The organism is Promicromonospora sp. NPDC060271 (assembly GCF_042726755.1).
Lineage (GTDB): Bacteria > Actinomycetota > Actinomycetes > Actinomycetales > Cellulomonadaceae > Promicromonospora.
On sequence record NZ_JBHXBG010000021.1, the window covers coordinates 24417 to 45773 of the forward strand.

Here is a 21357-nt window from a genome sequence, read left to right on the forward strand (position 1 = left end):
CGCCGACCCCGCGAGGCTACTCCGCCACCGGGAGCCCCAGCGCGCGCAGGTCCTTGCGCAGGGCCTCCGTGGTCGTGAACACGACACCGTGGAACCCGACGCCGCGCGCGGCGTCCACGTTCACGTCCTTGTCGTCGATGAACACGGCGCGGGCCGGGTCGACGCCGAACCGCTCCACGACCAGCTCGAAGATGCGCCGGTCCGGCTTGGCCATGCCCTCGCGGCCGGACACGATGACGTCCTCCATGAGGCCGATCGCCGGCGCGGCGGGCTCGGCGCTGTGGAACGTCTCGGCCTGCCAGTTCGTCAGCCCGTACAGCCGCAGCCCCAGGCCCTTCAGCTCGGTGACCAGCTCCGCCGAGCCCGCTATCGGTCCGGTGAGCGACAGCTCGTAGTTCTCGATGTAACGACGCAGGTCCGGGGCCAGATCCGGGCGGGTACGCTCCACGCGCTCGAGCAGCACGGAGAACGGTGTCCCCGCGTCGGCGGCGTGGTTGATCGTAGTGAAGTCCACCGCCTCGAAGAAGGCCTCGATCTCGGCCCGGGGGCGCCCCGGGTACGGGCCGAACGGGTTCCAGCCGACCAGCACGTTCCCGAAGTCGTACACGACCGTGTCGATGACGGTCTCGGGCGGGACCACCGACTGGTCCCCGGGTGCGATGACAGGATCGGCAGAGCTCACAGCATCTCCTTCGGGTCGAGCTGGACACGGACCGTCCCACCCTCGCGGCGCGCGGAGCGGACGGCAAGGCTCGCCTTGAGCCTACGGGCGAGCTCGTCGCCCTGGGCGAGCGGTACGCGCAGCACGGTCCGCACGGGCAGGTCCAGCGCCTGCACACCGGCCGCCCCGCCCCGGCCGGACGACGGCGCCCCCGTGCCCCGGCCGCCCGGCCCGCGCCCGGCGGCGTCCGGGTCGAGCTCGACCGGCCCCAGCACGCCAGAGCCCGCCCCTGGGTCCTCCCGCAGCCCGACCCGCGCGACGACGGCCTCGACGGCCGTCCGGTCCCCGGTCACCGCCGCGACGCGCACGGCAGGCGGCAGGTGCAGCTCGGCCCGCTCGTCGAGCTCGCGCTCCGCGAAGCCGGCAGGGTCCCAGCGCACCAGTCCCTGCGTGGGGCCGGGGGCGCCGTCGCCGACGAGGAGCACCTGTCCCTCCGGCCCCGGCCGGACCAGGGACGCGGCGGCCAGCCAGCGGTGCAGGGCCTCCGTGCCCGAGGCCAGCCCGGTGCCGCCCGTCATGACCGCCGCGTCGAGGAGGAGGGCCGTCGCGTAGCCGGACTCGGCGACCGGCTCCGCGCCGGGCGTCGCGACGACGAGCGCCGGCGTGCCGGGGACGGCGTCGAGCACCCCGCCCGCGGCCGTGGCCGAGGACAGCCGCACGGGCACGCCGGTGAACGCGCGCCCGAGCTCTTCCGCCGTGCGCGCGGAACCGACACGCACCGACCGCAGGCCGGTCCAGCCGCACTCCTCGCAGTGCCATCCGCCCGCCAGCCGGCCGCACCACGAGCACTGCGGGGCGCCGTCCGCGTGCGGGAGACCCAGCGGGCCGTGGCAGTGGCCGCACCGGGCGGCCACGCGGCAGCGTGCGCACGCCACGACCGGCAGGTAGCCCGACCGTGGCACCTGCACCAGCACGGGGCCGCGCTCCAGCGCGTCGCGGGCGGCCTTCCAGGCGACGGACGGCAGCCTGGCCGCCGCGGCGGCGCCGTCCCGCGCCAGCTCCACCGAGGTCAGGGCCCGGACCCGCGGCGCACGGGCCCGGACGACGTCCCGCGGCGCCGCCAGCTCACGGGCCCAGCCCGACGCCAGGAGCGCCTGCGCCTGCACCGTGCGCCCTGGTGAGCCCAGCAGGAACGCCGTGCTCTCCCGCTCCGCACGCAGCGCCAGCACGTCGCGGGCGTGCGGGTACGGAGCGTGCGGCTCGGCGAGGGTCTCCTCGCCGTCACCCCACAGGACGACCAGCCCGAGGTTCACGACCGGGGCGAACATCGCGGCCCGGGTACCGACCACCACGCGCGCGTCGCCCCGCAGAGCGCGCAGGAACGCCCGGTAGCGGGGGGCCGGTCCGTCGTCCGCGAGGAGCCGCACGACGTCGTCCGCCGCGAGGCCGGCGACCTCCAGCGCCGCGGTCACGCGCGCCGCGTCCCTGGCGTCGGGTACGACCACCAGCGCCCCGCGACCGCCCGCGACGCACGCCAGGACGGCCTGCGCGACCGCGGCCGCCCAGTGCGGCGTGCTCGCGCCCGTGCTGCCGGTTCGGGTCTCGGTACGGGTCTCGGTACGGGTCTCGGTACGGGTCTCGGTACGGGTCTCGGTACGGCCGTCCGTGTCGACGCCGACTCCCGGCAGGGCCGACCACACCGCACGCGGTGCCTCGCCCGCCATGATCCGGCGCAGGTACGCCTGCCCTCCGCGGTACGGCGCCCACGCGGTGGACGACGGCGGGGTTCTCGCGGGTTCAGCGGTCTCGACGGGCTCGGCCGGCGCGGGGGGCGGCACCGGTTCCTTCTCGACGCGCGCGTGCCGGGGCGGCACGGCGAGGCGCAGCACGTCGGCCAGCGTCCCCGCGTACCGGTTCGCGACGGCCCGGCACAGGTCGAGCACCTGCGGCGTCAGCACCTGCTCGCCGGACACCACCTTGCGCAGCGGCACGAGGCGGCCGTCGTGGTCCGAGGTCTCCTGGCGGGCCACCACGTACCCCGCGACGTCCTGCCGCCCGAACCGGGCCTTGACGCGGACACCGGGCTGGGCGTCGTCGGCCATGGTGACCGGGACGAGGTAGTCGTACGCCTGGTCGAGGTGCGCCGGCTGCAGATCGAGCACGACGTGCGCCACCGGGAGCGTCCGAGCGATCGGCACGCCGTTGGTCTCGGCGTTGTCGAGCGGGTTCCTGGACCCGGTCCGGCCACGGCCCCCGGCGGGCGCGGCACCCACCTCGTCCAGCCCGAGCAGCGCTCCGTCCGGCAGCGTGTCCTGCTCCGTGTCCCCGTTCACGTGCCTATCCCACCACGCGCCACCGACATCCGGGGCCGGGCCCGCTGGTGGCCGGCCGCCGCCGGTGCGGACCGCCGGCAGGACGCGCCCACGGCGGGCCCATGAAGCGGCTCAGAACAGGCTCAGCAGGTCCTCGACGCGGTTCGTGCGCTCCCACGTGAAGTCGGGCAGGTCACGCCCGAAGTGCCCGTACGTCGACGTCGCGCGGTAGATGGGCCGCAGCAGGTCGAGGTCGCGCACGATGGCGGCCGGGCGCAGGTCGAACACCTCGCGGATGGCGGCGGTGATCCGCTCGACGGGCACGGTCTCCGTGCCGAACGTCTCGACGTAGAGGCCGACGGGGTGCGCCTTGCCGATCGCGTAGGCGACCTGCGCCTCGCAGCGCCGCGCCAGCCCTGCCGCGACCACGTTCTTGGCGACCCAGCGCATGGCGTACGCGGCGGACCGGTCCACCTTGGAGGGGTCCTTGCCCGAGAACGCGCCGCCACCGTGCCGCGCCATGCCGCCGTACGTGTCCACGATGATCTTGCGGCCCGTCAGCCCGGCGTCGCCCTGCGGACCACCGATGACGAACTTGCCGGTCGGGTTCACGAACTTCTTGGCGCCCGACCACTCGAGGCCCGCGGACTCCAGCACGGGAGCTATCACGTGCTCGGCGACCTCGACGTGCAGCTTCTCCTGCAGGACGTCGGCGTCGTGCTGCGTGGAGAGCACCACCGTGTCGATCGCCACGGGGCTGTCGCCGTCGTACCCGACGGTGACCTGCGTCTTGCCGTCCGGGCGCAGGCCGAGCACCTCGCCGGACTTGCGTACCGCGGCCAGCCGCTCCGAGAGGCGGTGCGCCAGCCAGCCGGCCACCGGCATCAGGGACGGCGTCTCGTCGGACGCGTAGCCGAACATGAGCCCCTGGTCCCCCGCGCCCTGGGCGTCCAGGGGGTCGAGGTCGCTCGTGTCGTCCCGCATCTCCAGGGCCTTGTCGACGCCCTGCGCGATGTCGGGCGACTGCTGGCCGATCGACACGGAGACGCCGCACGAGTCGGCGTCGAACCCGATGGTGGAGGACGTGTAGCCGATCCCGCGCACCACGTCCCGCACGATCTGCGGGATCTCGACGTAGGCCTCGGTCGTGACCTCCCCGGCGACGTGCACCAGGCCGGTGGTGACCATGGTCTCCACCGCGACGCGCGAGGTCGGGTCCTGCTCCAGGAGCGCGTCGAGGATCGCATCACTGATCTGATCGCACACCTTGTCCGGGTGACCCTCGGTCACGGACTCGGACGTGAACAGACGCAGCTCGCTCATGAGCCCCAGCCTACTGTCTCGCACAGCGAACAGTCGATCCTGAAAGGTGAGACGGGGATCACGACTGAGGCTCCATCAGCACGGCAGCGGCTCAGGGCAGCAGCTTGACGACGGCGTCCCAGACGGCGTCCGCCACCTCACGCTTCGTGCCCGACGCCGCACCGACCACCTCGCCGGTGCCGTCCAGCAGCGTGACCTCGTTGCTGTCGGTGCCGAACCCTCGGCCCGAGCCGACGGCGTTGACCGCTATCAGGTCGGCGCCCTTGCGCCGCGCCTTGGTGCGGCCGTGGTCGAGCACGCTGCCGGACGCGTCGCCGGTCTCGGCGGCGAAACCCACCACCACCTGGCCTGGACGCAGGCGCTCGTGCGCGAGCTCGGCCAGGATGTCCGGGTTCTCGAGGAGCTCGATCGGCGCGGGCCCCTGGCCCGGCACCTTCTTGATCTTGGCGTCCGGCGTGACGGCGGGCCGGAAGTCGGCGACGGCGGCGGCCATCACCACGACGTCGGCGGCGGCACCGGCGGCCCGCACGGCGGAGCGCAGCTCGGCGGTCGACTCGACCCGCACGACGGAGCAGGCGATCCGGCCCGCCGCGCTCTGCTGGGTCCCGCCCTGCCCGGACTCGACCTCGGCGGTCACGTCCTGGGCGAGGTTGGCCGCGACCAGCGTGACGTCAGCGCCGCGCGCGGCAGCCGCCTGCGCGAGCGCGACACCCTGCCGGCCGCTGGACCGGTTGCCGATGAACCGGACGGGGTCGATCGGCTCGCGCGTGCCGCCCGCCGAGATGACCACGCGGCGGCCGGCCAGGTCCTGCGTCTCGACCGGCTCGACCAGCGCCAGGGCCTCGCGAGCGATGTCCTCCGGCTCCGGCAGACGGCCGGGGCCCGTGTCCGTGCCGGTGAGCCGGCCCGACGCCGGCTCGATCACGTGCACGCCGCGCTCGCGCAGCGTCGCCACGTTCGACCGGGTCGCGGGGTGGTCCCACATCTCGGTGTGCATGGCGGGTGCGAACACGACCGGGCAGCGGGCCGCCAGCAGCGTGGTGGTCAGCAGGTCGTCGGCGAAGCCGGCAACCGCACGCGCCATGAAGTCGGCGGTCGCCGGGGCGACGATCACGAGATCGGCGCCCTTGCCCAGCGCCACATGCTGCACGCCGGGCACGTCGTCGAACACCTCCGTGCTGACGGGCTCGCCCGACAGCGCCTCGAAGGTCGGCGCGCCCACGAACTCGAGGGCGGCCCGGGTGGGGATCACCCGCACGGCGTGCCCCTGCTCGCGCAGCAGGCGCAGCAGGAGGACCGCCTTGTACGCGGCGATCCCCCCGCTCACGCCGAGGAGGATCCTCATCGGTGGTTACCTCTCAAGAACCGTGCAGCTCAAGAACCGTGCGCCTCGACAACCAGGCAGGTCAGGCCGGGAACTCGGGCAGCGCCTGCTCGGCCTTGGCGGCCGCGGCGGCGTCGGCCTGCGCCTGGACCTCCGCCGGGTCGACCTCCTCGATCGTGAGGAGACCCTGGGTGATCTCGCGCATCGCGATGGAGAGCGGCTTCTCCTGGTTGCGGGTCTCGACGAGCGGACCCACGTTCTCCAGCAGGCCCTCGTTGAGCTGCGAGTAGTAGGCGTTGATCTGACGCGCGCGCATTGAGGCGTACAGCACGAGGCCGTACTTCGAGTCGATGCGCTCGAGCAGCTCGTCGATCGGCGGGTCGGTGATGCCCTCGGGGGCGGCGACGGTTCCGGCCATGGTGAAGCTCCAGAAGTCTGAGGTACGGGGGAAAGTCCGAGGCACGAGTCTACCTGCTCGATCGCTCGGACGCGGCAGAGCAGACCGGCTCCGGTCCGCTCTCGCCTGCGCGGGCCTGCTAGCCGGCGACAGGTGTGGTGGAACCCACACCCATCACGGAGACGAGCGCGTCCGTCGCACGGTGGACGTCGTCGTTCACGATCGTGACGTCGAACTCCTCCTCCGCGGCGAGCTCGACCCGCGCGGTGGCGAGCCGGCGCTCGCGCTCCTCCAGGTCCTCGGTACCGCGCCCGACGAGCCGGCGGACCAGCTCGTCGAAGCTCGGCGGGGCGAGGAAGACGAACCGGGCCTCGAGGCCCGAGGCCGTGACGGCGTCGCGCACCTGGCGCGCCCCCTGGAGGTCGATCTCCAGGAGGACGGGCACCCCGGCGGCAAGCTTCTGCTCGACCGGCCGCCGTGGCGTCCCGTACCGGTTGTGACCGTGCACCACTGCCCACTCGAGCATCTCGCCGGCGGCGACCATCCGGTCGAACTCCTCCGGTGACACGAACAGGTAGTGCACTCCGTCCACCTCGCCCGGGCGCGGCGACCTGGTGGTCGCCGACACGGAGAGCCAGACCTGCGGATAGCGGTCCCGCACATCGGCGGAGACCGTGCCCTTGCCCACCGCGGTGGGGCCAGCGAGCACGGTCAGCCGTGCGGGTTGTGTCGTACTGATCTCAGCCAAACCTCTCGATGAGCGCCGCCGACTGGTGCGGTCCGAGGCCTCGGACGCGGCGGGTCTCGGCGATCCCGATCTCTTCCATGATCGCCCTGGCCTTAACCTTACCGACCCCGGGCAGTGACTCGAGCAACGAGACGACCTTGAGCTTCCCGACGACGTCGTCCTTCTGGCCCTGCTCGATGACCTCCTTCAGGGAGCCCTGCGAGTACTTGAGCTTGTTCTTGATCACTGCCCGAGCGCGACGCGCCTCGGCGGCCTTCTCGAGTGCTGCCGCACGCTGCTCGGGGGTGAGGGGAGGTAGTGCCACGCAAGTCACCTACTCGTGTCTCGACCGGCCTCCTGGGCTAGGACGTCCGGTCCTCGCTCGGGCCGGATGCCCAAGTCCGTGACCTGGTCCGCGACCGGTCTGGTGTGAACTGCTGCATCGAAAGTAGCCACCGCCCCACCGGTCGGCAATCGCAGAACGCCACTTCGTGAAAACTCATGCACATGGGCTTTTACGCATCTGGTGCATTTCATGACAAAGCGCCCTCGTTCCATAGCGATCGAGGGCGCTTTGTCCTGCGGACGAGTTTCAGCTCCGCAGTGCGGTCTCCGCCTCCTGCGCGGCCGTTCGTGCGGCTCTCACCAGTGCGTCCGGGTCCGGTCCCGCCGCGAGCACACCCCTGGACGACGACGCCAGCACGTTCCGCCGGGCGTCCCCGAACGTCGTGGCGAGCTCCCGCTCCCCAGCCCCCTGCGCGCCCACACCGGGAGCCAGGAGCGGTCCGTTGACGGCGACCAGGTCGGTTCCCGTGGCGGCCACGGCGTCACCGATCGTCGCGCCCACCACGAGACCGACGGAACCCATGGGCTCCGCCCCCGCGTTGAGCACCGCGGCACGCGCGGCCATGAGGGCGGCCACCGTGCCCCCGGGGGCACCGTCCGGGACGCCATCCGGTCCCGGCTGCCCCGAGCTCCCGGTGCGCGCGTGCTGCACCTCGAAGCCCTCCTTGTTGGAGGTGAGGCACAGCACGAACAGCCCGCGACCGGTGGCAGCGGCCAGGTCGACGGCGGGCTGCAGCGAGCCGAACCCGAGGTACGGCGACACCGTGAGGGCGTCCCCCGCCAGCGGCGAGCCGTCCGCGAGGAACGCCTCCGCGTAGGCGCCCATCGTCGAGCCGATGTCGCCCCGCTTGGCGTCGACGATCGTCAGCGTGCCTGCGCCCCCGGGACCTGCGGTGCGAGCCGCCGCGACGACCTCCTCCAGCACTGCCAGGCCACGCGAGCCGTGCCGTTCGAAGAACGCCGCCTGCGGCTTGAACGCCGCGACCCTGCCCCCGAGCGCGTCCACGACCCGCAGCGAGAACTCGCGCAGCCCGTCGACGTCGTCCCGCAGGCCCCACGCCGCGAGGAGCGACGCGTGCGGGTCGATGCCGACGCACAGCGGACCGTGCTCGTCCATCGCGGCGGCGAGCCGGGCGCCGAAAGGCACGACGCCGCTCACGCGCCGGCTCCCGCCGGAACCGCGCCCACCAGCTTGGCCGCCGCGAGGCGGGCCACCGTCGCGGCCTGGTGCTCCTGGAGGCTCGCCACCTCGAACGGGCCCGCGAGCACCGCCTCGATGCCCTGCACCGCGGCCGCGAGCTGGTCCACGGTGGTCGCTATCGGCTTGTCCGCCGCCGTCGTGGCCGCGCGGATCTCGTAGCCGTCCGCGCGGGCGCCCTGGCCCGACGGCGAGTTCACCACGAGGTCGATCTGCCCCTCGGTGATGAGCCCAACGACGGTGAGCTCGCCGTCCGGCCCGCGGCCCTCGGTGTGCTTGCGCACCACCGTCGCCTCGATGCCGTTGCGGCGCAGCACCGTTGCGGTGCCCTCGGTCGCCAGGACCTTGAAGCCGAGCTCCACGAGCCGCTTCACGGGGAAGACGACGTGCCGCTTGTCGCTGTCGGCGACGGAGACGAACACCGTGCCCGACGTCGGCAGGCCGCCGAACGCCGCGGCCTGCGACTTGGCGAACGCGTGCGGGAAGTCCTTGTCGAAGCCCATGACCTCGCCCGTCGAGCGCATCTCGGGGCCGAGCACCGAGTCGACGACCAGGCCCTCGCGGGTGCGGAACCGCTTGAACGGCAGCACCGCCTCCTTGACCGCGAGCGGCGCGCCCAGGTCGAGCGTGGCGCCGTCGTGCTCCGGGAGCAGGCCCTCGGCCCGCAGGTCGGCGATCGAGTCGCCGACCATGACCCGGGCCGCCGCCTTCGCCAGCGGCGTGCCCGTCGCCTTGGAGACGAACGGCACGGTCCGCGACGCGCGCGGGTTGGCCTCCAGGACGTACAGGACGTCGCTCACGAGCGCGTACTGGACGTTGAGCAGGCCCCGCACCCCGACGCCCCGGGCGATGGCCTCGGTGGAGCGGCGGATGCGCGCGATCTCGGTCTCGCTCAGCGACACGGGCGGCAGCACGCAGGCCGAGTCGCCCGAGTGGATGCCCGCCTCCTCGATGTGCTCCATGACGCCGCCGAGGAACATCTCCTCGCCGTCGAACAGCGCGTCGACGTCGATCTCCATCGCGTCGTCGAGGAAGCGGTCGATGAGCAGCGGGGCGGCCAGGGTGCCGTGCGCGCCGGAGTCGGCGTGCGTCGCCGCCGCTGCCTCCAGCGCGCGCTCCACGTAGCCCGTGAGCTGGTCCTCGCTGTAGACGATCTCCATGCCGCGGCCGCCCAGCACGTAGGAGGGGCGCACGAGCACCGGATAGCCGATGCGGTCGGCGATCTCGCGGGCCTGCGGGAGCGAGCGAGCGGTACCGAAGGCCGGGGCCGGCAGACCGGCGTCGAGCAGGACCTGCCCGAAGATGCCACGGTCCTCCGCGGCGTCGATCGCCTCGGGGCTGGTGCCGAGGATCGGCAGGCCGGCCTCGGCCAGGCGCCGCGCGAGGCTCAGCGGCGTCTGCCCGCCGAGCTGCACGATGATGCCCTTGACCGGTCCCGCCGCGAGCTCGGCCTGGTAGACCTCCAGGACGTCCTCGAAGGTCAGCGGCTCGAAGTACAGGCGGTCGGACGTGTCGTAGTCCGTCGAGACGGTCTCGGGGTTGCAGTTGACCATGACGGTCTCGTACCGCTCCTTGAGCGCCAGGGTGGCGTGCACGCACGAGTAGTCGAACTCGATGCCCTGTCCGATGCGGTTGGGGCCGGAGCCGAGGATGATCACCGCCTCGCGCTCACGGGGTGCCACCTCGGTCTCGGAGTCGTAGCTCGAGTAGTGATACGGGGTCTTGGCCGCGAACTCGGCGGCGCAGGTGTCGACGGTCTTGTAGACCGGGCGGACGCCGAGCGCGTGCCGGATCTCGCGGACCGTCACCTCGCCGGAGGAGCCCATGCCGCGCAGCCGCGCGACCTGGGCGTCGGACAGCCCGTGCCGCTTGGCGTGCCGGAGCACGTCCTCCGTCAGCGTCGGCGACGCCGCGACCTCGGCGGCCACCTCGTTGACGAGCTGGATCTGGTCCAGGAACCAGGGGTCGATCTTGGTGGCGTCGAAGACCTGCTCGAGCGTCGTCTCGCCGGTCGCGACCGCCCGCAGCGCCTGCTGGACGGCGACCATCCGCCCCTCGGTGGGCCGCTCGATCTCCTTCAGCAGCGTCGCCAGCTCCTCGCCCGACGGGGCGTCGCCGTCCCAGTGGAACTGGACGCCGCCCTTGTCGATGGACCGCAGGGCCTTGCCGAGCGCCTCGGTGAAGTTCCGGCCGAGCGCCATGGCCTCGCCGACCGACTTCATGGTGGTGGTCAGCGTGTCGTCCGCGGCGGGGAACTTCTCGAACGCGAACCGCGGGACCTTGACGACCACGTAGTCGAGCGTGGGCTCGAAGCTCGCGGGGGTCACCTTGGTGATGTCGTTCGGGATCTCGTCCAGCGTGTAGCCGACGGCGAGCTTGGCCGCGATCTTCGCGATCGGGAAGCCGGTCGCCTTGGAGGCCAGCGCCGAGGAGCGCGAGACGCGCGGGTTCATCTCGATCACGATGATCCGTCCGTTGGCGGGGTCGATCGCGAACTGGATGTTGCAGCCGCCCGTGTCGACGCCGACCTCGCGGATGACGGCGATGCCGATGTCGCGCAGCTTCTGGTACTCGCGGTCCGTCAGCGTCAGCGCCGGCGCGACGGTGACGGAGTCGCCGGTGTGCACGCCGACGGGGTCGACGTTCTCGATGGAGCAGACGACCACGACGTTGTCGTTGCGGTCGCGCATGAGCTCCAGCTCGTACTCCTTCCACCCCAGGATGGACTCCTCGAGGAGCACCTCCGTGGTGGGCGAGTAGTGCAGACCCTGGCCGACGATGCGGTGCAGGTCCGCCTCGTCGTAGGCCAGGCCGGAGCCGAGGCCGCCCATGGTGAACGACGGGCGCACGACCATCGGGTAGCCGAGCACCTCGGCGGCCTTCAGGGCCTCGTCGATGGAGTGCACGATCTCGGAGCGGGCCGACTCGCCGCCGCACTTCTCGACGACGTCCTTGAACTGCTGCCGGTCCTCACCCTTCTGGATGGCGGGGATGTTCGCACCGATCAGCTCGACGCCGTACTTCTCCAGCACGCCGGCCTCGTCCAGGGCGATGGCGGCGTTGAGCGCCGTCTGGCCGCCCAGGGTTGGCAGCAGGGCGTCGGGGCGCTCCTTGGCGATGATGCTGGTCAGCACCTCGGTGGTGATGGGCTCCACGTAGGTCGCGTCCGCGAACTCCGGGTCGGTCATGATCGTGGCCGGGTTGGAGTTCACCAGGATGACCCGCAGGCCCTCCTCCTTCAGGACCCGGCAGGCCTGGGTCCCGGAGTAGTCGAACTCGCAGGCCTGGCCGATGACGATCGGGCCGGACCCGATCACCAGGACCGAGGAGATGTCGTTACGGCGAGGCATCAGTGGTTCTCCTCGGTGTTGATCGGGGCGGTGTTGAGCTGTGCGGCGGCGGGAGCGGTCTTGAGAGCGGGCGGCCAGGCCGCCGGGTTCGTCAGCAGGCCGACGAACCGGTCGAACAGGTAGGCGGCGTCGTGCGGGCCCGCGGCCGCCTCCGGGTGGTACTGCACCGAGAAGGCGGGCAGGTCGAGGCAGGTCAGACCCTCGACGACCTGGTCGTTGAGCCCCACGTGGGAGACGACGACGCGGCCGTAGCGGCCGCCGTCGTGCGGGGCCGTCGAGCCCTGCTCGTCGAGCGGGGCGTCGACCGCGAAGCCGTGGTTGTGCGCGGTGACCTCCACCTTGGCGGTCGTGCGGTCGAGCACCGGCTGGTTGATGCCGCGGTGCCCGTAGTCCAGCTTGTAGGTGCCGTAGCCGAGCGCGCGGCCGAGGAGCTGGTTGCCGAAGCAGATGCCGAAGAACGGGATCCGGCGGTCCAGGACCTCGCGGAGCAGCTCGACCTCGTGGCCGGCGGCGCCCGGGTCGCCGGGGCCGTTGGAGAAGAAGACGCCGCGCGGGGCGGCGTCGGGCAGGTCGGCGAACACGGCCTCGATGTCGGCGACGGTGGAGGACTGCGGCACGACGACGACGCGAACGCCGCGCTCGGCGAGGCGGACCGGCGTCATGGTCTTGATGCCGAGGTCGACGGCGACCACCGTGGCGACGGGGGTCTTGCCCTCGAAATTCCCCCGGGGCTCCACCGTGTAGGCCTCGTTCGTGGAGACCTCGCGGGCCAGGTCGGCGCCCGCCATCTGCGGGGAGGCCTGCACCTGGGCCACGAGCTCCTCGACGGAGCGCGGGTAGCCGTCTCGGACGAGGTCCTCGCCCGAGAAGATGCCCGCGCGCATCACGCCCTCCTCGCGCAGCCGGCGGGTCAGGGCGCGAGTGTCGACGTCGGAGATGCCGACGATGCCCTGCTCGGCGAGCTCCTCGCCGAGCGAGTGCTGCGCGCGCCAGCTCGACACGCGCCGCGCGGGGTCGCGGACCACGTAGCCGGAGACCCAGATCTGGCCGGACTCGGGGTCCTCGTCGTTCACGCCGGTGTTGCCGATGTGCGGCGCGGTCATGACGACGATCTGCCGGTGGTAGGACGGGTCCGTCAGCGTCTCCTGGTAGCCGGTCATGCCGGTGGAGAAGACGATCTCGCCGAACGTGGTGCCCGTGGCACCGTACGCGCGGCCGCGGTAGGTCGTGCCGTCCTCGAGGACGAGCGCTGCGGACTCCGCGGCGGTCTGTGCTGCGGGTGTCATCGGGATGGTCACCGGGCCTCCTGCTGGTGCGGGTCTTGCTGGTGCGGGTCTTGCTGGTGCGGGTACTGCTGAGGGTCCTGCTGGGCGGGCTGCTGCTGGGTGGCGAGCAGGTGCCGGACGGCGTCGACGAGCGCACCGCGGTCCTCGGCGCGCCGGGTGCGCAGGCCGGTGTCGACAAGGGCGGCGGCGACGCCGTCGGCCTCCGGGACCGCCCAGGTCAGGACGACGAGCCCGTCGGCGCCGACATACTTGCCGGCCATGCCAGGGGCGAGGCTCGTGCCGCGGAGGGCGTGCACGGGCACCCAGAGGTCGTCGGCGCCCTCGCGCTCGATCAGGACACCGCCGTCGTGCACGGAGACGAGCGAGCTGGACCGGTCGCCGAGCCCGTGCGCGCCGACGCGGGCGAGCCAGTCGCCGTGCAGCGTCGTGGAGACGTAGACCGCCTCCAGCGGGCCGAACCGTACGGAGCCCGTCTCGGCCACGCCCGAGGGGTCAGTGCCGGGAACCGCGGGCGGCCGCGGCACTAGGTCCGTGGTGCGCTGCGCGAGCCGGCGTCGGCCGATGAGCGTCACGTACAGCACCAGGAAGATCGCCAGGAGGACCAGCAGGGCGACGGCCAGGATCTTCATCGGGTGGCTCCTTCGAGGGGCGTGCTCTCGACGACCGCGCCGTCGAGCACCGTCGCACGGCCGCGCAGGAACGTGGCGACCACGCGGCCCGGCAGCTCCATGCCCGCGAACGGCGTGTTGTCGCTGGCGGTGACCTGGGTGCGGCCGTCGATCGCCCGGACCGCGGACGGGTCGACGAGCGTCAGGTTGGCGGGCTCGCCGACGGCGACCGGGCGACCCTGGCTGTGCTCGATCCGGCCGATCCGGGCAGGGTTCTCCGACAGCACGCGCGCGACGTCGGCCCAGGTCATGCGGCCTGTGTCGACCATGGTCTGCTGGACGACGGACAGTGCCGTCTCCAGGCCCGTCATGCCGAACGCGGCCGAGGCCCACTCGCAGTCCTTGTCCTCGACCGGGTGCGGGGCGTGGTCCGTCGCGACGATGTCGATCGTGCCGTCGGCCAGGCCCTCGCGGACCGCCTCGACGTCCTTCGCGGTACGCAGCGGCGGGTTGACCTTGAACACCGGGTCGTAGTCGCGGGCCAGCTCGTCGGTCAGCACCAGGTGGTGCGGCGTCACCTCGGCGGTGACGTCGATGCCCCGGCCCTTGGCCCAGCGGATGATCTCAACGGACCCGGCCGTCGACAGGTGGCACACGTGCAGGCGGGAGCCCACGTGCTCGGCGAGCAGCACGTCGCGCGCGATGATCGACTCCTCGGCGACGGCGGGCCAGCCCGTCAGGCCGATCTGGGCCGAGACGACGCCCTCGTTCATCTGCGCGCCCTCGGTCAGCCGTGGCTCCTGCGCGTGCTGGGCCACGACGCCGTCGAACGCCTTGACGTACTCCAGCGCGCGGCGCATCAGGACCGGGTCGTGCACGCACTTGCCGTCGTCCGAGAACACCCGGACGCGGGCGGCGGAGTCCGCCATGGCGCCGAGCTCGGCGAGCTTCTCGCCGCCCAGACCAACGGTGACGGCGCCGACGGGGTGCACGTCCACCCAGCCGGCCTCCTGGCCGAGCCGGTAGACCTGCTCGACGACGCCCGCGGTGTCCTGCGTCGGCGTCGTGTTGGCCATGGCGTGCACCGCCGTGAAGCCGCCCGCGGCGGCGGCCCGGGTGCCGGAGAACACCGTCTCGGCGTCCTCGCGGCCCGGCTCGCGCAGGTGGGTGTGCAGGTCGACCAGGCCGGGCAGGAGCACGTGCCCCTCCGCGCGGACCTCGCGGGCGCCCTCGGGCACCACTACCGTGCCGGGGGCCCCGATCGCGGCGACCACTCCGTCCGCCAGGACGACGTCGACCGCCTCCGCGCCGTAGGGAAGCACCCCGCGCAGCACGTAGGTCGTGGTTGAAGGGGCGCTCACAGAGTGTTCCTCTCGTCGGTGCTGGTCTTCTCGGTGCCCGTGTCGCCGGACAGCAGCAGGTACAGGGCAGCCATCCGGACGGCGACGCCGTTGGCCACCTGCTCCACGATCACGGAGCGCGGGTGGTCGGCGGCGGCCGCGGAAATCTCCAGGCCGCGGTTCATCGGCCCGGGGTGCATCACGATGGCGTGGTCCGGCAGGACGGCGAGCCGCCGGGCGTCGAACCCGAACTTGCGGCTGTACTCCATGGGGCTCGGGAAGAACGAACCCGAGCCGCCCGACATCCGCTCGCGCTGCACCCGCAGCATCATGACCGCATCGGGCTGCCACTGCTCGAGCGTCTCGTCCAGGTGGTACGACACGCGGCACGGCCACGTCTCCACGCCGACCGGGACCAGCGTCGGCGGCGCGACCAGCGTCACCTCGGCGCCGAGGGTGTGCAGCAGGTACACGTTCGAGCGGGCCACGCGGGAGTGCAGCACGTCGCCGACGATCGCGATGCGCAGGCCGGCCAGGTCCGCGCCCACCGAGGTATCGGTGCTCTGCCTGCCCCCGGGGCCGCCCGTCCCGACATTGCCCACCAGGTGCCGGCGGATCGTGAACGCGTCCAGCAGCGCCTGCGTCGGGTGCTGGTGCATGCCGTCGCCCGCGTTGAGCACACCGGCGTCGAGCCAGCCGGCATGGGCGAGCTGGTGCGCCGCGCCCGACGCCGAGTGGCGCACCACCACGGCATCGGCACCCATGGCGTGCAGGGTCAGTGCCGTGTCCTTCAGGGACTCGCCCTTGGACACGCTCGATCCCTTGGCGGAGAAGTTGATGACGTCGGCGGACAGCCGCTTGGCCGCCGTCTCGAACGAGATCCGGGTGCGTGTGGAGTCCTCGTAGAACAGGTTCACGACGGTGCGCCCGCGCAGCGTCGGCAGCTTCTTGTTCTCGCGGGACTGCGTGGCGGCCATCTGCGCGGAGGTGTCCAGCAGCAGGATCGCGTCGTCCTTGGACAGGCCCTGGGTGGTCAGCAGGTGCTTCACCGCGCACCCCCTTCGCTGGTGTTCGTGGGCTCGGCGCCGCTGATCACCACGAAGTCGGCTCCCCCGTCGACGTCGGACAGCCGGACCCGTACCCGCTCGCTGCGCGACGTGGGCAGGTTCTTGCCCACGTAGTCGGCGCGGATCGGGAGCTCGCGGTGGCCGCGGTCGACCAGGGCGGCGAGCTGCACCACGCGGGGACGGCCCAGGTCGTTCAGGGCGTCGAGCGCCGCGCGGATGGTGCGGCCCGAGAACAGGACGTCGTCGACCAGGACGACCACCTTGTCGTCGATGGTGCCGTCGAGGCTGCCCGGCAGGACCGTCTGCCCGACGGCGCGCGTGGGCTGGCGGCGCAGGTCGTCGCGGTACATGGTGACGTCGAGCGTGCCGTACTCGCCGTTGAACGAGGGCTCGATCTGCGCCAGGCGCTCGGCCAGCCGGTGCGCGAGCTGCACGCCGCGGGTCGGGATGCCGAGCAGGAGGAGGTCGGCGGCGCCCTTGTTCCGCTCCACGATCTCGTGGGCGATGCGAGTCAGGGCCCTGGCGATGTCGGCCTCACCGAGCACCGTCCGTGCGGCGGTGCCGGGAACTGAGCTCGGAGCAGGGCCGGAGGCGGGGCCGGGCTCGGCGCTGCCGGGGGTCGTGCTGGATTCGGGCATGCGGCTGCCAGGTTTCATCTGGCGACCTCCTTCTCCGCCTCACGGGACGGGATTAAAGGGAGTCTGACAGCCACCACCCTAACCCGCCGCCCACGCGCAGGAAGCCGCCGCCCATGACCGCCGGAGCGGCGTTGCTCACATCCGCAGGGCGACCTCGTTCCCGTTCCGTCACTCCCGCAGCACGGCGGCCGCCAGGCTCGCGGCGGCGGCCACCAGGACCAGCACCATCCCCACCGTCCCCGGCCAGCCGGCCAGCGCGAACCCGACCCCGCCCAGCCACCCGAACACGCTGGACCCCGCGTAGTACGCCAGGTTGTAGACCGCCGCGGCCTGGGTGCGGGCCTGCGGCGCCGCGACCGGCGTCCACCCGCTGGCCACCGCGTGCGCGCCGAAGAACCCCGCCGTCAGCACGACCAGGCCAGCCAGGACGAGCGGCAGCCGGCCCGACAGCGTGGCCGCGACGCCGGCCGCCATCAGACCGGTCGAGGCGAGCAGCACCCGGCGCCGCCCGTGCCGCACCACCAGGCGGCCCGTCCGCGCCGACGACCACGTGCCGGCCAGGTACGCGAGGAACACGAGGCTCACCACGCCGGGCGACAGCCCGAACGGCTCGTCGGCCAGGCGGAAGCCGAGGTAGTTGTAGACGGCCACGAAGCCGCCCATGAGCAGGAGGCCCTGCGCGTCGAGCACGAGGAGGCGCGGGCTGAGCAGCACCTTGAGCCGGCCCGGGCGGCCGCCGTTCGGCACCTGGTGCTTCTGGTGGCGCCTGGCCGTCGTCCGGCGGCGCCGCCGGCTCGCCGTCGCCCTTCGTGACCCTCCGGTCGCGCGGCGCCAGCCAGACGAACACGGCCGCCGCGACGAGGCAGGCGACCGCGACGGCGGCCACGCCCGCACGCCAGCCGAAGAGCTCGGCGACACCACCTGCCACGAGCCGGCCCAGGAGCCCGCCCATCGAGGTGCCCGCCACGTACGTCCCCGCGGCGCGGGGCACGGCGGAGGCCGCTCCCGCGTCGACGAGCATCTCGGTCAGGTACGCCATCGCCACCGCGGGCACCCCGGCGACGAGCAGCCCTTCCAGCGCTCGCCCGGCGACCATCAGGTTGAACGTCGGCGCGAACGGGACCGCGAGGCCGACCGCCGTCGCGCCGAGCATCGCCAAGGTCATCGCCCGCACGCGCCCGACACGGTCGGCCACCCAGGCCCACGGCAGGACGCCGACGGCCAGGCCGAGCGTGCCGGCGGAGACGAGCAGCGCCGTCGCGGAGGCGGACGTCGCGAGCTCGCGGGCGGCGTCGGGCAGGACGGACTGCGGCGCGTAGAGCTGCGCGAACGCAGCGGTCCCGGCGCCGAACAGGGCGACGAGCAGACGTCGCTCGTCGAACCGTTCAGCGCCGGGACCGGTGCTCACGCGTCCTGCGGACCTGTGCCCGTCCTCGCGTGGGCGCTCACGCCAGCAGAGTCGGCTTCAGGTCCTTGACCCGGCCGAGGAGACCGTTGACGAAGGCCGGCGAGTCGTCCGTCGACAGGTCGCCGACGAGGTCGACCGCCTCGTCGACCGCGACGGCGTCGGGCACCTCGTCGTTGAACAGGATCTCCCAGGAACCGATCCGCAGCAGTGCACGGTCGACGGCCGGCATGCGCTGGAGCGTCCAGCCCTGCGAGTACGTCTCGAGCACCTCGTCGATGCGGTCGCGGTGCTCGACCACACCCTCGACGATCTCGACCGTGTACTGCGGCACGGCCGCCTCGGTGTGCGGCACCGCCACGCGGTCAGCGAGGAGCTTGAGCGGGTCGATGCCCCGCTGCTCCGCCTCGAAGAGGATGTCGGCGGCGCGCTTGCGCGCCTTGGTGCGTGCGCCCATGGTCTCTTTCTGCTACTGAAGTTCGCTACTGGAGCTCTGCTACGAAACCCGCTGGCGGGCTGGTGTGCGCCGGTTGCCCGTCAGCAGCACGTCACTCCGTGACGCGACCGAGGTAGTCGCCGGTGCGCGTGTCGACCTTCACCTTGACGCCCTGCTCGAGGAACAGCGGGACCTGGATCTCGGCGCCGGTCTCGAGCGTCGCCGGCTTGGTGCCACCGGTGGACCGGTCGCCCTGCAGGCCAGGCTCGGTGTAGGTGATCTCGAGGACCACCGACGCCGGCAGCTCAATGTACAGCGGCGTACCGTCGTTCGAGGCGAGCATGACGCTCATGCCCTCGAGCATGTAGTCCTTGGCGTCGCCGACCGTCGCCGCGGGCACGGTCACCTGGTCGTACGTGTCGTTGTCCATGAAGACGAAGTCGTCGCCGTCCATGTACAGGTACTGGAAGTCACGACGGTCGACGTTGGCCGTCTCGACCTTGATGCCGGCGTTGAACGTCTTGTCGACGACCTTGCCGGACAGCACGTTCTTCATCTTCGTCCGGACGAACGCTCCACCCTTGCCCGGCTTGACATGCTGGAACTCGATGACCGTCCAGAGGTTGCCGTCGATCCGGAGCACGGTGCCGTTCTTGATGTCGTTGGAGGTAGCCACGTTCGTCTTCCTGTGTCGGTGAAGGGTTGCACCCAGGGCACACCGACATGGGGCCGGCGGCTGGGGTGATCGAGCTGGGTGATCAAGCAGGTGTCAAGCAGCAGCGGTCAAGTCTAACGGAAGGCTCGGATCTGGCCGACCGGTCAGACCACCAGCGTGTTGATGACGACAAGGCCCAGCAGACCCATGGCGACCGACCAGATGAGCGAGGCGAGCGTACCCACGACGAACCGCTCCGACGCGACCGGCTGGTCACGCAGCTCCGCGTAGCGCCCCAGGCCCTTGATCGCCACCACCACCGCTATGCCGTACGGGTAGCCGGCGAGCAGGGCGCCGGTGATCGCCAGGCGTTCCAGGAGACCCAGCCACGCGCCGCCGCGCAGGATGTCCACGGCCGCAGGGTCCATGGTGCCTGTCGGCGGCTCGCTGCCGTCGCCCGACGGCTCGCTTTTGGGCGCGCTCCCGGGTTCCCCCTCGTCCGGCTCCAGCGCCTGCGGACGGACCGGCGGCTGATAGCGCGCCCAGGGCAGGTCTCCCCCGCTTGCCTGACGGAGCACCCATGGCACCACCCATGAGCCCACCACGACGCTCAGCAAGAGGGTGACCAGCCAGATCGCTGTCATCGCGACCCAGCGCCACCCGTCGATGTCGTCCAGCGTCTCCCAGGTCACGGCTCCAGGTCCCCTCGCTCGTCGTGTACGTCGTCTTCCGTGGCACCGTCCGGCGCGCTGCTCGTCGCACCGCCTTGCTCGGCGAGCTCGGCGAGCAGCCGGACCACGACGGGACGCACGCCCTCTTCTTCCTGCCACAGGGCGGCACGGACCCGTTGGCTCACCGCCTGCTCGCTGATCCCGAGCGCCTGCGCGGCGATCTTCTGCCTTCCGGGCCGGTCGGCGAGCGACGCGAGAGTGTCGGCGGCTTCCCACCCCTGCGGTGTCCGGCGTGCACGAATCGCGCCGAGCAGTCGCAGGAGTGATTCGATCTCTCGTGCGCGACTCGAACCGCCAGCGCCGCCCGGCCCTTCCACAGCGACCGAAACGCCTTTCGCCCGCGACTTGGCGCGCTCCACGGCGTCGCGAGCTCGGTAGAACGCCGGACCCCGCGCATCACGAGACACCTTTGGCAGGGGCAGCTCGACGGATCCGACTCCGATGCCGACGCTCCACCCCTGATCCCGCAGAAGGTCCAGCGTGAGATCGACCGCGAGCTCGGCTCCGTCGGCCGTGCCGTCAAGGACCCCTTGGACCTCATCGCCAACAGTTCGTTCGAACGCCAGGTTGAGCCCGGCACGACCGCGCGTCCAGCTCTCCAGACGTAGAAGCAGATCTGGAACGTTGTCCCCCGCGCGTGTCGAACCTCGCTGGTCGACAGTCAGGACAATCACGGATCAACCACACACACTGAATAAATCCCAATCAAGGTCGGAGGCTTGATTATCTGCGATCAATGCTTGGGCCTTGTTCGACGTGTCTCGACGCCGAGTCTGGCTGTTTCCTAGTCTCTCACCTGTACCGTTGCAGATACGCAACAGTACCTGGATTCGAACCCATCAAGCCTGAAACCTGGATCGGGGGGCCTTGGTGCATCCGTCCCACCGGCTACGGCAGCGCGCCCGGAAGCGCGCGTCCACGGCGCGCGAACGACCGCACGTCACAGAGCAGGCGGAAGTCGAGCAGGTGATGTTGCAGGAGGCACGCGACGAGGTGATCTCGGCCGACCAGAAGGCCTCCGTGATCCTCGCGGTGCTCGGCCTAGGGTTCGGCGCCTCGCTGTCCGGCCTGGTCGCCGGCGATTGGCGCCCTGACGAGCTCACACCCTGGAGTCAAGCCATGTGGTGGTGCGGCCTCGCCGCCGGCGCCCTCGCCGTCTACTTCGCCGGCTCCGCCGTCTGGCCTCGGTACACGTCGACCGATGTGAACGACGGTGTGCACTACTGGGGTCACGCCGCAAGGTTCACCACTCTCGCGGCGTTGAACGAGGCGCTTACCGCGCAACGCATCGACCACGCCGCGCGCACGAGACATCAACTGTGGCGCGTGTCCCATGTCGTCGCTCGAAAGTTCCGCCGGATCCGCCTGGCCATGGGGTTCGCGGTGGCAGGAGCAATCCTCGTACTCGCCAGCACGGTCAGCGGGTAGGGCGAGAGCCCGACCTCCTGCTACGCCTTCAGCTTCGATGCCATGGCCGCCAGCGCCAGCCGGTACGAGTCGAACCCGAACCCCGCGATGGTGCCCGTCGCGATCCCGGCGACCACCGAGTAGTGC

The 21357-nt window shown here is 72.0% G+C and carries 21 protein-coding genes and 1 pseudogene; 1 reads left to right on the plus strand and 21 read right to left on the minus strand.

Features of this window, described 5'->3' with window-relative positions:
• Window positions 1–16 precede the first annotated feature (16 nt).
• The 20 genes and pseudogenes from ACFWE2_RS05660 to ACFWE2_RS05755 all read right to left on the minus strand — a co-directional run bounded on the left by ACFWE2_RS05660 (window position 17) and on the right by ACFWE2_RS05755 (window position 20477).
• On the minus strand, window positions 17–682 hold the full coding sequence (locus ACFWE2_RS05660; RefSeq protein ID WP_377223236.1) for an HAD family hydrolase: 666 nt from the start codon (window positions 680–682) through the stop codon (window positions 17–19).
• Window positions 679–2994 carry a primosomal protein N' gene (locus tag ACFWE2_RS05665; protein ID WP_377223237.1) on the minus strand — a complete coding sequence of 772 codons (2316 nt, stop codon included), beginning with the start codon at window positions 2992–2994 and terminating at the stop codon, window positions 679–681. The genes ACFWE2_RS05660 and ACFWE2_RS05665 overlap by 4 nt, the downstream gene beginning before the upstream one ends.
• A gap of 111 nt (window positions 2995–3105) precedes the next feature.
• Window positions 3106–4296: a methionine adenosyltransferase gene (gene metK, locus ACFWE2_RS05670; protein WP_377223238.1), complete on the minus strand. Its 1191-nt coding sequence runs from the start codon at window positions 4294–4296 to the stop codon at window positions 3106–3108.
• A gap of 91 nt (window positions 4297–4387) precedes the next feature.
• On the minus strand, window positions 4388–5641 hold the full coding sequence (gene coaBC, locus ACFWE2_RS05675) for a bifunctional phosphopantothenoylcysteine decarboxylase/phosphopantothenate--cysteine ligase CoaBC (protein WP_377223239.1): 1254 nt from the start codon (window positions 5639–5641) through the stop codon (window positions 4388–4390).
• A 61-nt stretch (window positions 5642–5702) separates the two neighbouring features.
• Window positions 5703–6038, minus strand: a complete 336-nt coding sequence (gene rpoZ, locus ACFWE2_RS05680) for a DNA-directed RNA polymerase subunit omega (protein WP_377223240.1) — start codon at window positions 6036–6038, stop codon at window positions 5703–5705.
• 118 nt (window positions 6039–6156) lie between these two features.
• Window positions 6157–6756: a guanylate kinase gene (gmk, locus tag ACFWE2_RS05685; RefSeq protein ID WP_377223253.1), complete on the minus strand. Its 600-nt coding sequence runs from the start codon at window positions 6754–6756 to the stop codon at window positions 6157–6159.
• Between the two features lies 1 nt (window position 6757).
• On the minus strand, window positions 6758–7069 hold the full coding sequence (mihF, locus tag ACFWE2_RS05690) for an integration host factor, actinobacterial type (protein ID WP_116675126.1): 312 nt from the start codon (window positions 7067–7069) through the stop codon (window positions 6758–6760).
• A gap of 267 nt (window positions 7070–7336) precedes the next feature.
• The gene (pyrF, locus tag ACFWE2_RS05695) at window positions 7337–8206 is read right to left on the minus strand and encodes an orotidine-5'-phosphate decarboxylase (RefSeq protein ID WP_377223254.1); all 870 of its coding nucleotides are present in this window, start codon (window positions 8204–8206) and stop codon (window positions 7337–7339) included.
• A 38-nt stretch (window positions 8207–8244) separates the two neighbouring features.
• Window positions 8245–11637, minus strand: a complete 3393-nt coding sequence (carB, locus tag ACFWE2_RS05700) for a carbamoyl-phosphate synthase large subunit (RefSeq protein WP_377223241.1) — start codon at window positions 11635–11637, stop codon at window positions 8245–8247.
• On the minus strand, window positions 11637–12923 hold the full coding sequence (gene carA, locus ACFWE2_RS05705; RefSeq protein ID WP_377223255.1) for a glutamine-hydrolyzing carbamoyl-phosphate synthase small subunit: 1287 nt from the start codon (window positions 12921–12923) through the stop codon (window positions 11637–11639). Before carA ends, carB begins: the two co-directional genes overlap by 1 nt.
• Before the next feature lie 8 nt (window positions 12924–12931).
• Complete coding sequence (locus tag ACFWE2_RS05710) at window positions 12932–13552, minus strand: hypothetical protein (protein ID WP_377223242.1); 621 nt, start codon at window positions 13550–13552, stop codon at window positions 12932–12934.
• Window positions 13549–14892 (minus strand): dihydroorotase, encoded by a 1344-nt coding sequence (locus ACFWE2_RS05715; RefSeq protein ID WP_377223243.1) that lies wholly within the window; start codon window positions 14890–14892, stop codon window positions 13549–13551. Before ACFWE2_RS05715 ends, ACFWE2_RS05710 begins: the two co-directional genes overlap by 4 nt.
• Window positions 14889–15920 carry an aspartate carbamoyltransferase catalytic subunit gene (locus ACFWE2_RS05720; protein WP_377223244.1) on the minus strand — a complete coding sequence of 344 codons (1032 nt, stop codon included), beginning with the start codon at window positions 15918–15920 and terminating at the stop codon, window positions 14889–14891. The genes ACFWE2_RS05715 and ACFWE2_RS05720 overlap by 4 nt, the downstream gene beginning before the upstream one ends.
• Window positions 15917–16576, minus strand: a complete 660-nt coding sequence (gene pyrR / locus ACFWE2_RS05725; protein WP_377223245.1) for a bifunctional pyr operon transcriptional regulator/uracil phosphoribosyltransferase PyrR — start codon at window positions 16574–16576, stop codon at window positions 15917–15919. Before pyrR ends, ACFWE2_RS05720 begins: the two co-directional genes overlap by 4 nt.
• 168 nt (window positions 16577–16744) lie before the next feature.
• The gene (locus ACFWE2_RS05730; protein WP_377223246.1) at window positions 16745–17323 is read right to left on the minus strand and encodes an MFS transporter; all 579 of its coding nucleotides are present in this window, start codon (window positions 17321–17323) and stop codon (window positions 16745–16747) included.
• 106 nt (window positions 17324–17429) lie between these two features.
• A pseudogene (locus ACFWE2_RS05735) lies at window positions 17430–17984 on the minus strand (MFS transporter); the annotation flags it as partial.
• A 37-nt stretch (window positions 17985–18021) separates the two neighbouring features.
• On the minus strand, window positions 18022–18438 hold the full coding sequence (gene nusB / locus ACFWE2_RS05740; RefSeq protein WP_377223247.1) for a transcription antitermination factor NusB: 417 nt from the start codon (window positions 18436–18438) through the stop codon (window positions 18022–18024).
• 91 nt (window positions 18439–18529) lie between these two features.
• Entirely contained in the window at window positions 18530–19093 is a 564-nt protein-coding gene (efp, locus tag ACFWE2_RS05745) for an elongation factor P (RefSeq protein WP_377223248.1), read from the minus strand.
• Between the two features lie 143 nt (window positions 19094–19236).
• On the minus strand, window positions 19237–19764 hold the full coding sequence (locus ACFWE2_RS05750) for a hypothetical protein (RefSeq protein ID WP_377223249.1): 528 nt from the start codon (window positions 19762–19764) through the stop codon (window positions 19237–19239).
• Window positions 19761–20477, minus strand: a complete 717-nt coding sequence (locus ACFWE2_RS05755; protein ID WP_377223250.1) for a hypothetical protein — start codon at window positions 20475–20477, stop codon at window positions 19761–19763. The genes ACFWE2_RS05750 and ACFWE2_RS05755 overlap by 4 nt, the downstream gene beginning before the upstream one ends.
• 295 nt (window positions 20478–20772) lie before the next feature.
• Between ACFWE2_RS05755 and ACFWE2_RS05760 the strand changes: the two genes are divergently transcribed.
• A complete protein-coding gene (locus ACFWE2_RS05760) occupies window positions 20773–21231 on the plus strand; it encodes a Pycsar system effector family protein (protein WP_377223251.1) in 459 nt (152 codons plus the stop codon).
• A gap of 20 nt (window positions 21232–21251) precedes the next feature.
• Here ACFWE2_RS05760 and ACFWE2_RS05765 read toward each other — a convergent pair.
• Window positions 21252–21357, minus strand: a 106-nt coding sequence (locus tag ACFWE2_RS05765) for a type II 3-dehydroquinate dehydratase (RefSeq protein WP_377223256.1), incomplete at its 5' end; no start/stop codon positions are given.

What these genes read in the sequence shown, in the direction of transcription:
- ACFWE2_RS05760 (WP_377223251.1), top strand. Translation starts at nt 20,773, where the DNA reads ATGTTGCAGGAGGCACGCGACGAGGTGATCTCGGCCGACCAGAAGGCC.
- pyrF (WP_377223254.1), bottom strand. Translation starts at nt 8,206, where the DNA reads ATGGACGAGCACGGTCCGCTGTGCGTCGGCATCGACCCGCACGCGTCG.
- nusB (WP_377223247.1), bottom strand. Translation starts at nt 18,438, where the DNA reads ATGGGCGCACGCACCAAGGCGCGCAAGCGCGCCGCCGACATCCTCTTC.
- metK (WP_377223238.1), bottom strand. Translation starts at nt 4,296, where the DNA reads ATGAGCGAGCTGCGTCTGTTCACGTCCGAGTCCGTGACCGAGGGTCAC.
- ACFWE2_RS05710 (WP_377223242.1), bottom strand. Translation starts at nt 13,552, where the DNA reads ATGAAGATCCTGGCCGTCGCCCTGCTGGTCCTCCTGGCGATCTTCCTG.
- carA (WP_377223255.1), bottom strand. Translation starts at nt 12,923, where the DNA reads ATGACACCCGCAGCACAGACCGCCGCGGAGTCCGCAGCGCTCGTCCTC.
- rpoZ (WP_377223240.1), bottom strand. Translation starts at nt 6,038, where the DNA reads ATGGCCGGAACCGTCGCCGCCCCCGAGGGCATCACCGACCCGCCGATC.
- pyrR (WP_377223245.1), bottom strand. Translation starts at nt 16,576, where the DNA reads ATGCCCGAATCCAGCACGACCCCCGGCAGCGCCGAGCCCGGCCCCGCC.
- coaBC (WP_377223239.1), bottom strand. Translation starts at nt 5,641, where the DNA reads ATGAGGATCCTCCTCGGCGTGAGCGGGGGGATCGCCGCGTACAAGGCG.
- carB (WP_377223241.1), bottom strand. Translation starts at nt 11,637, where the DNA reads ATGCCTCGCCGTAACGACATCTCCTCGGTCCTGGTGATCGGGTCCGGC.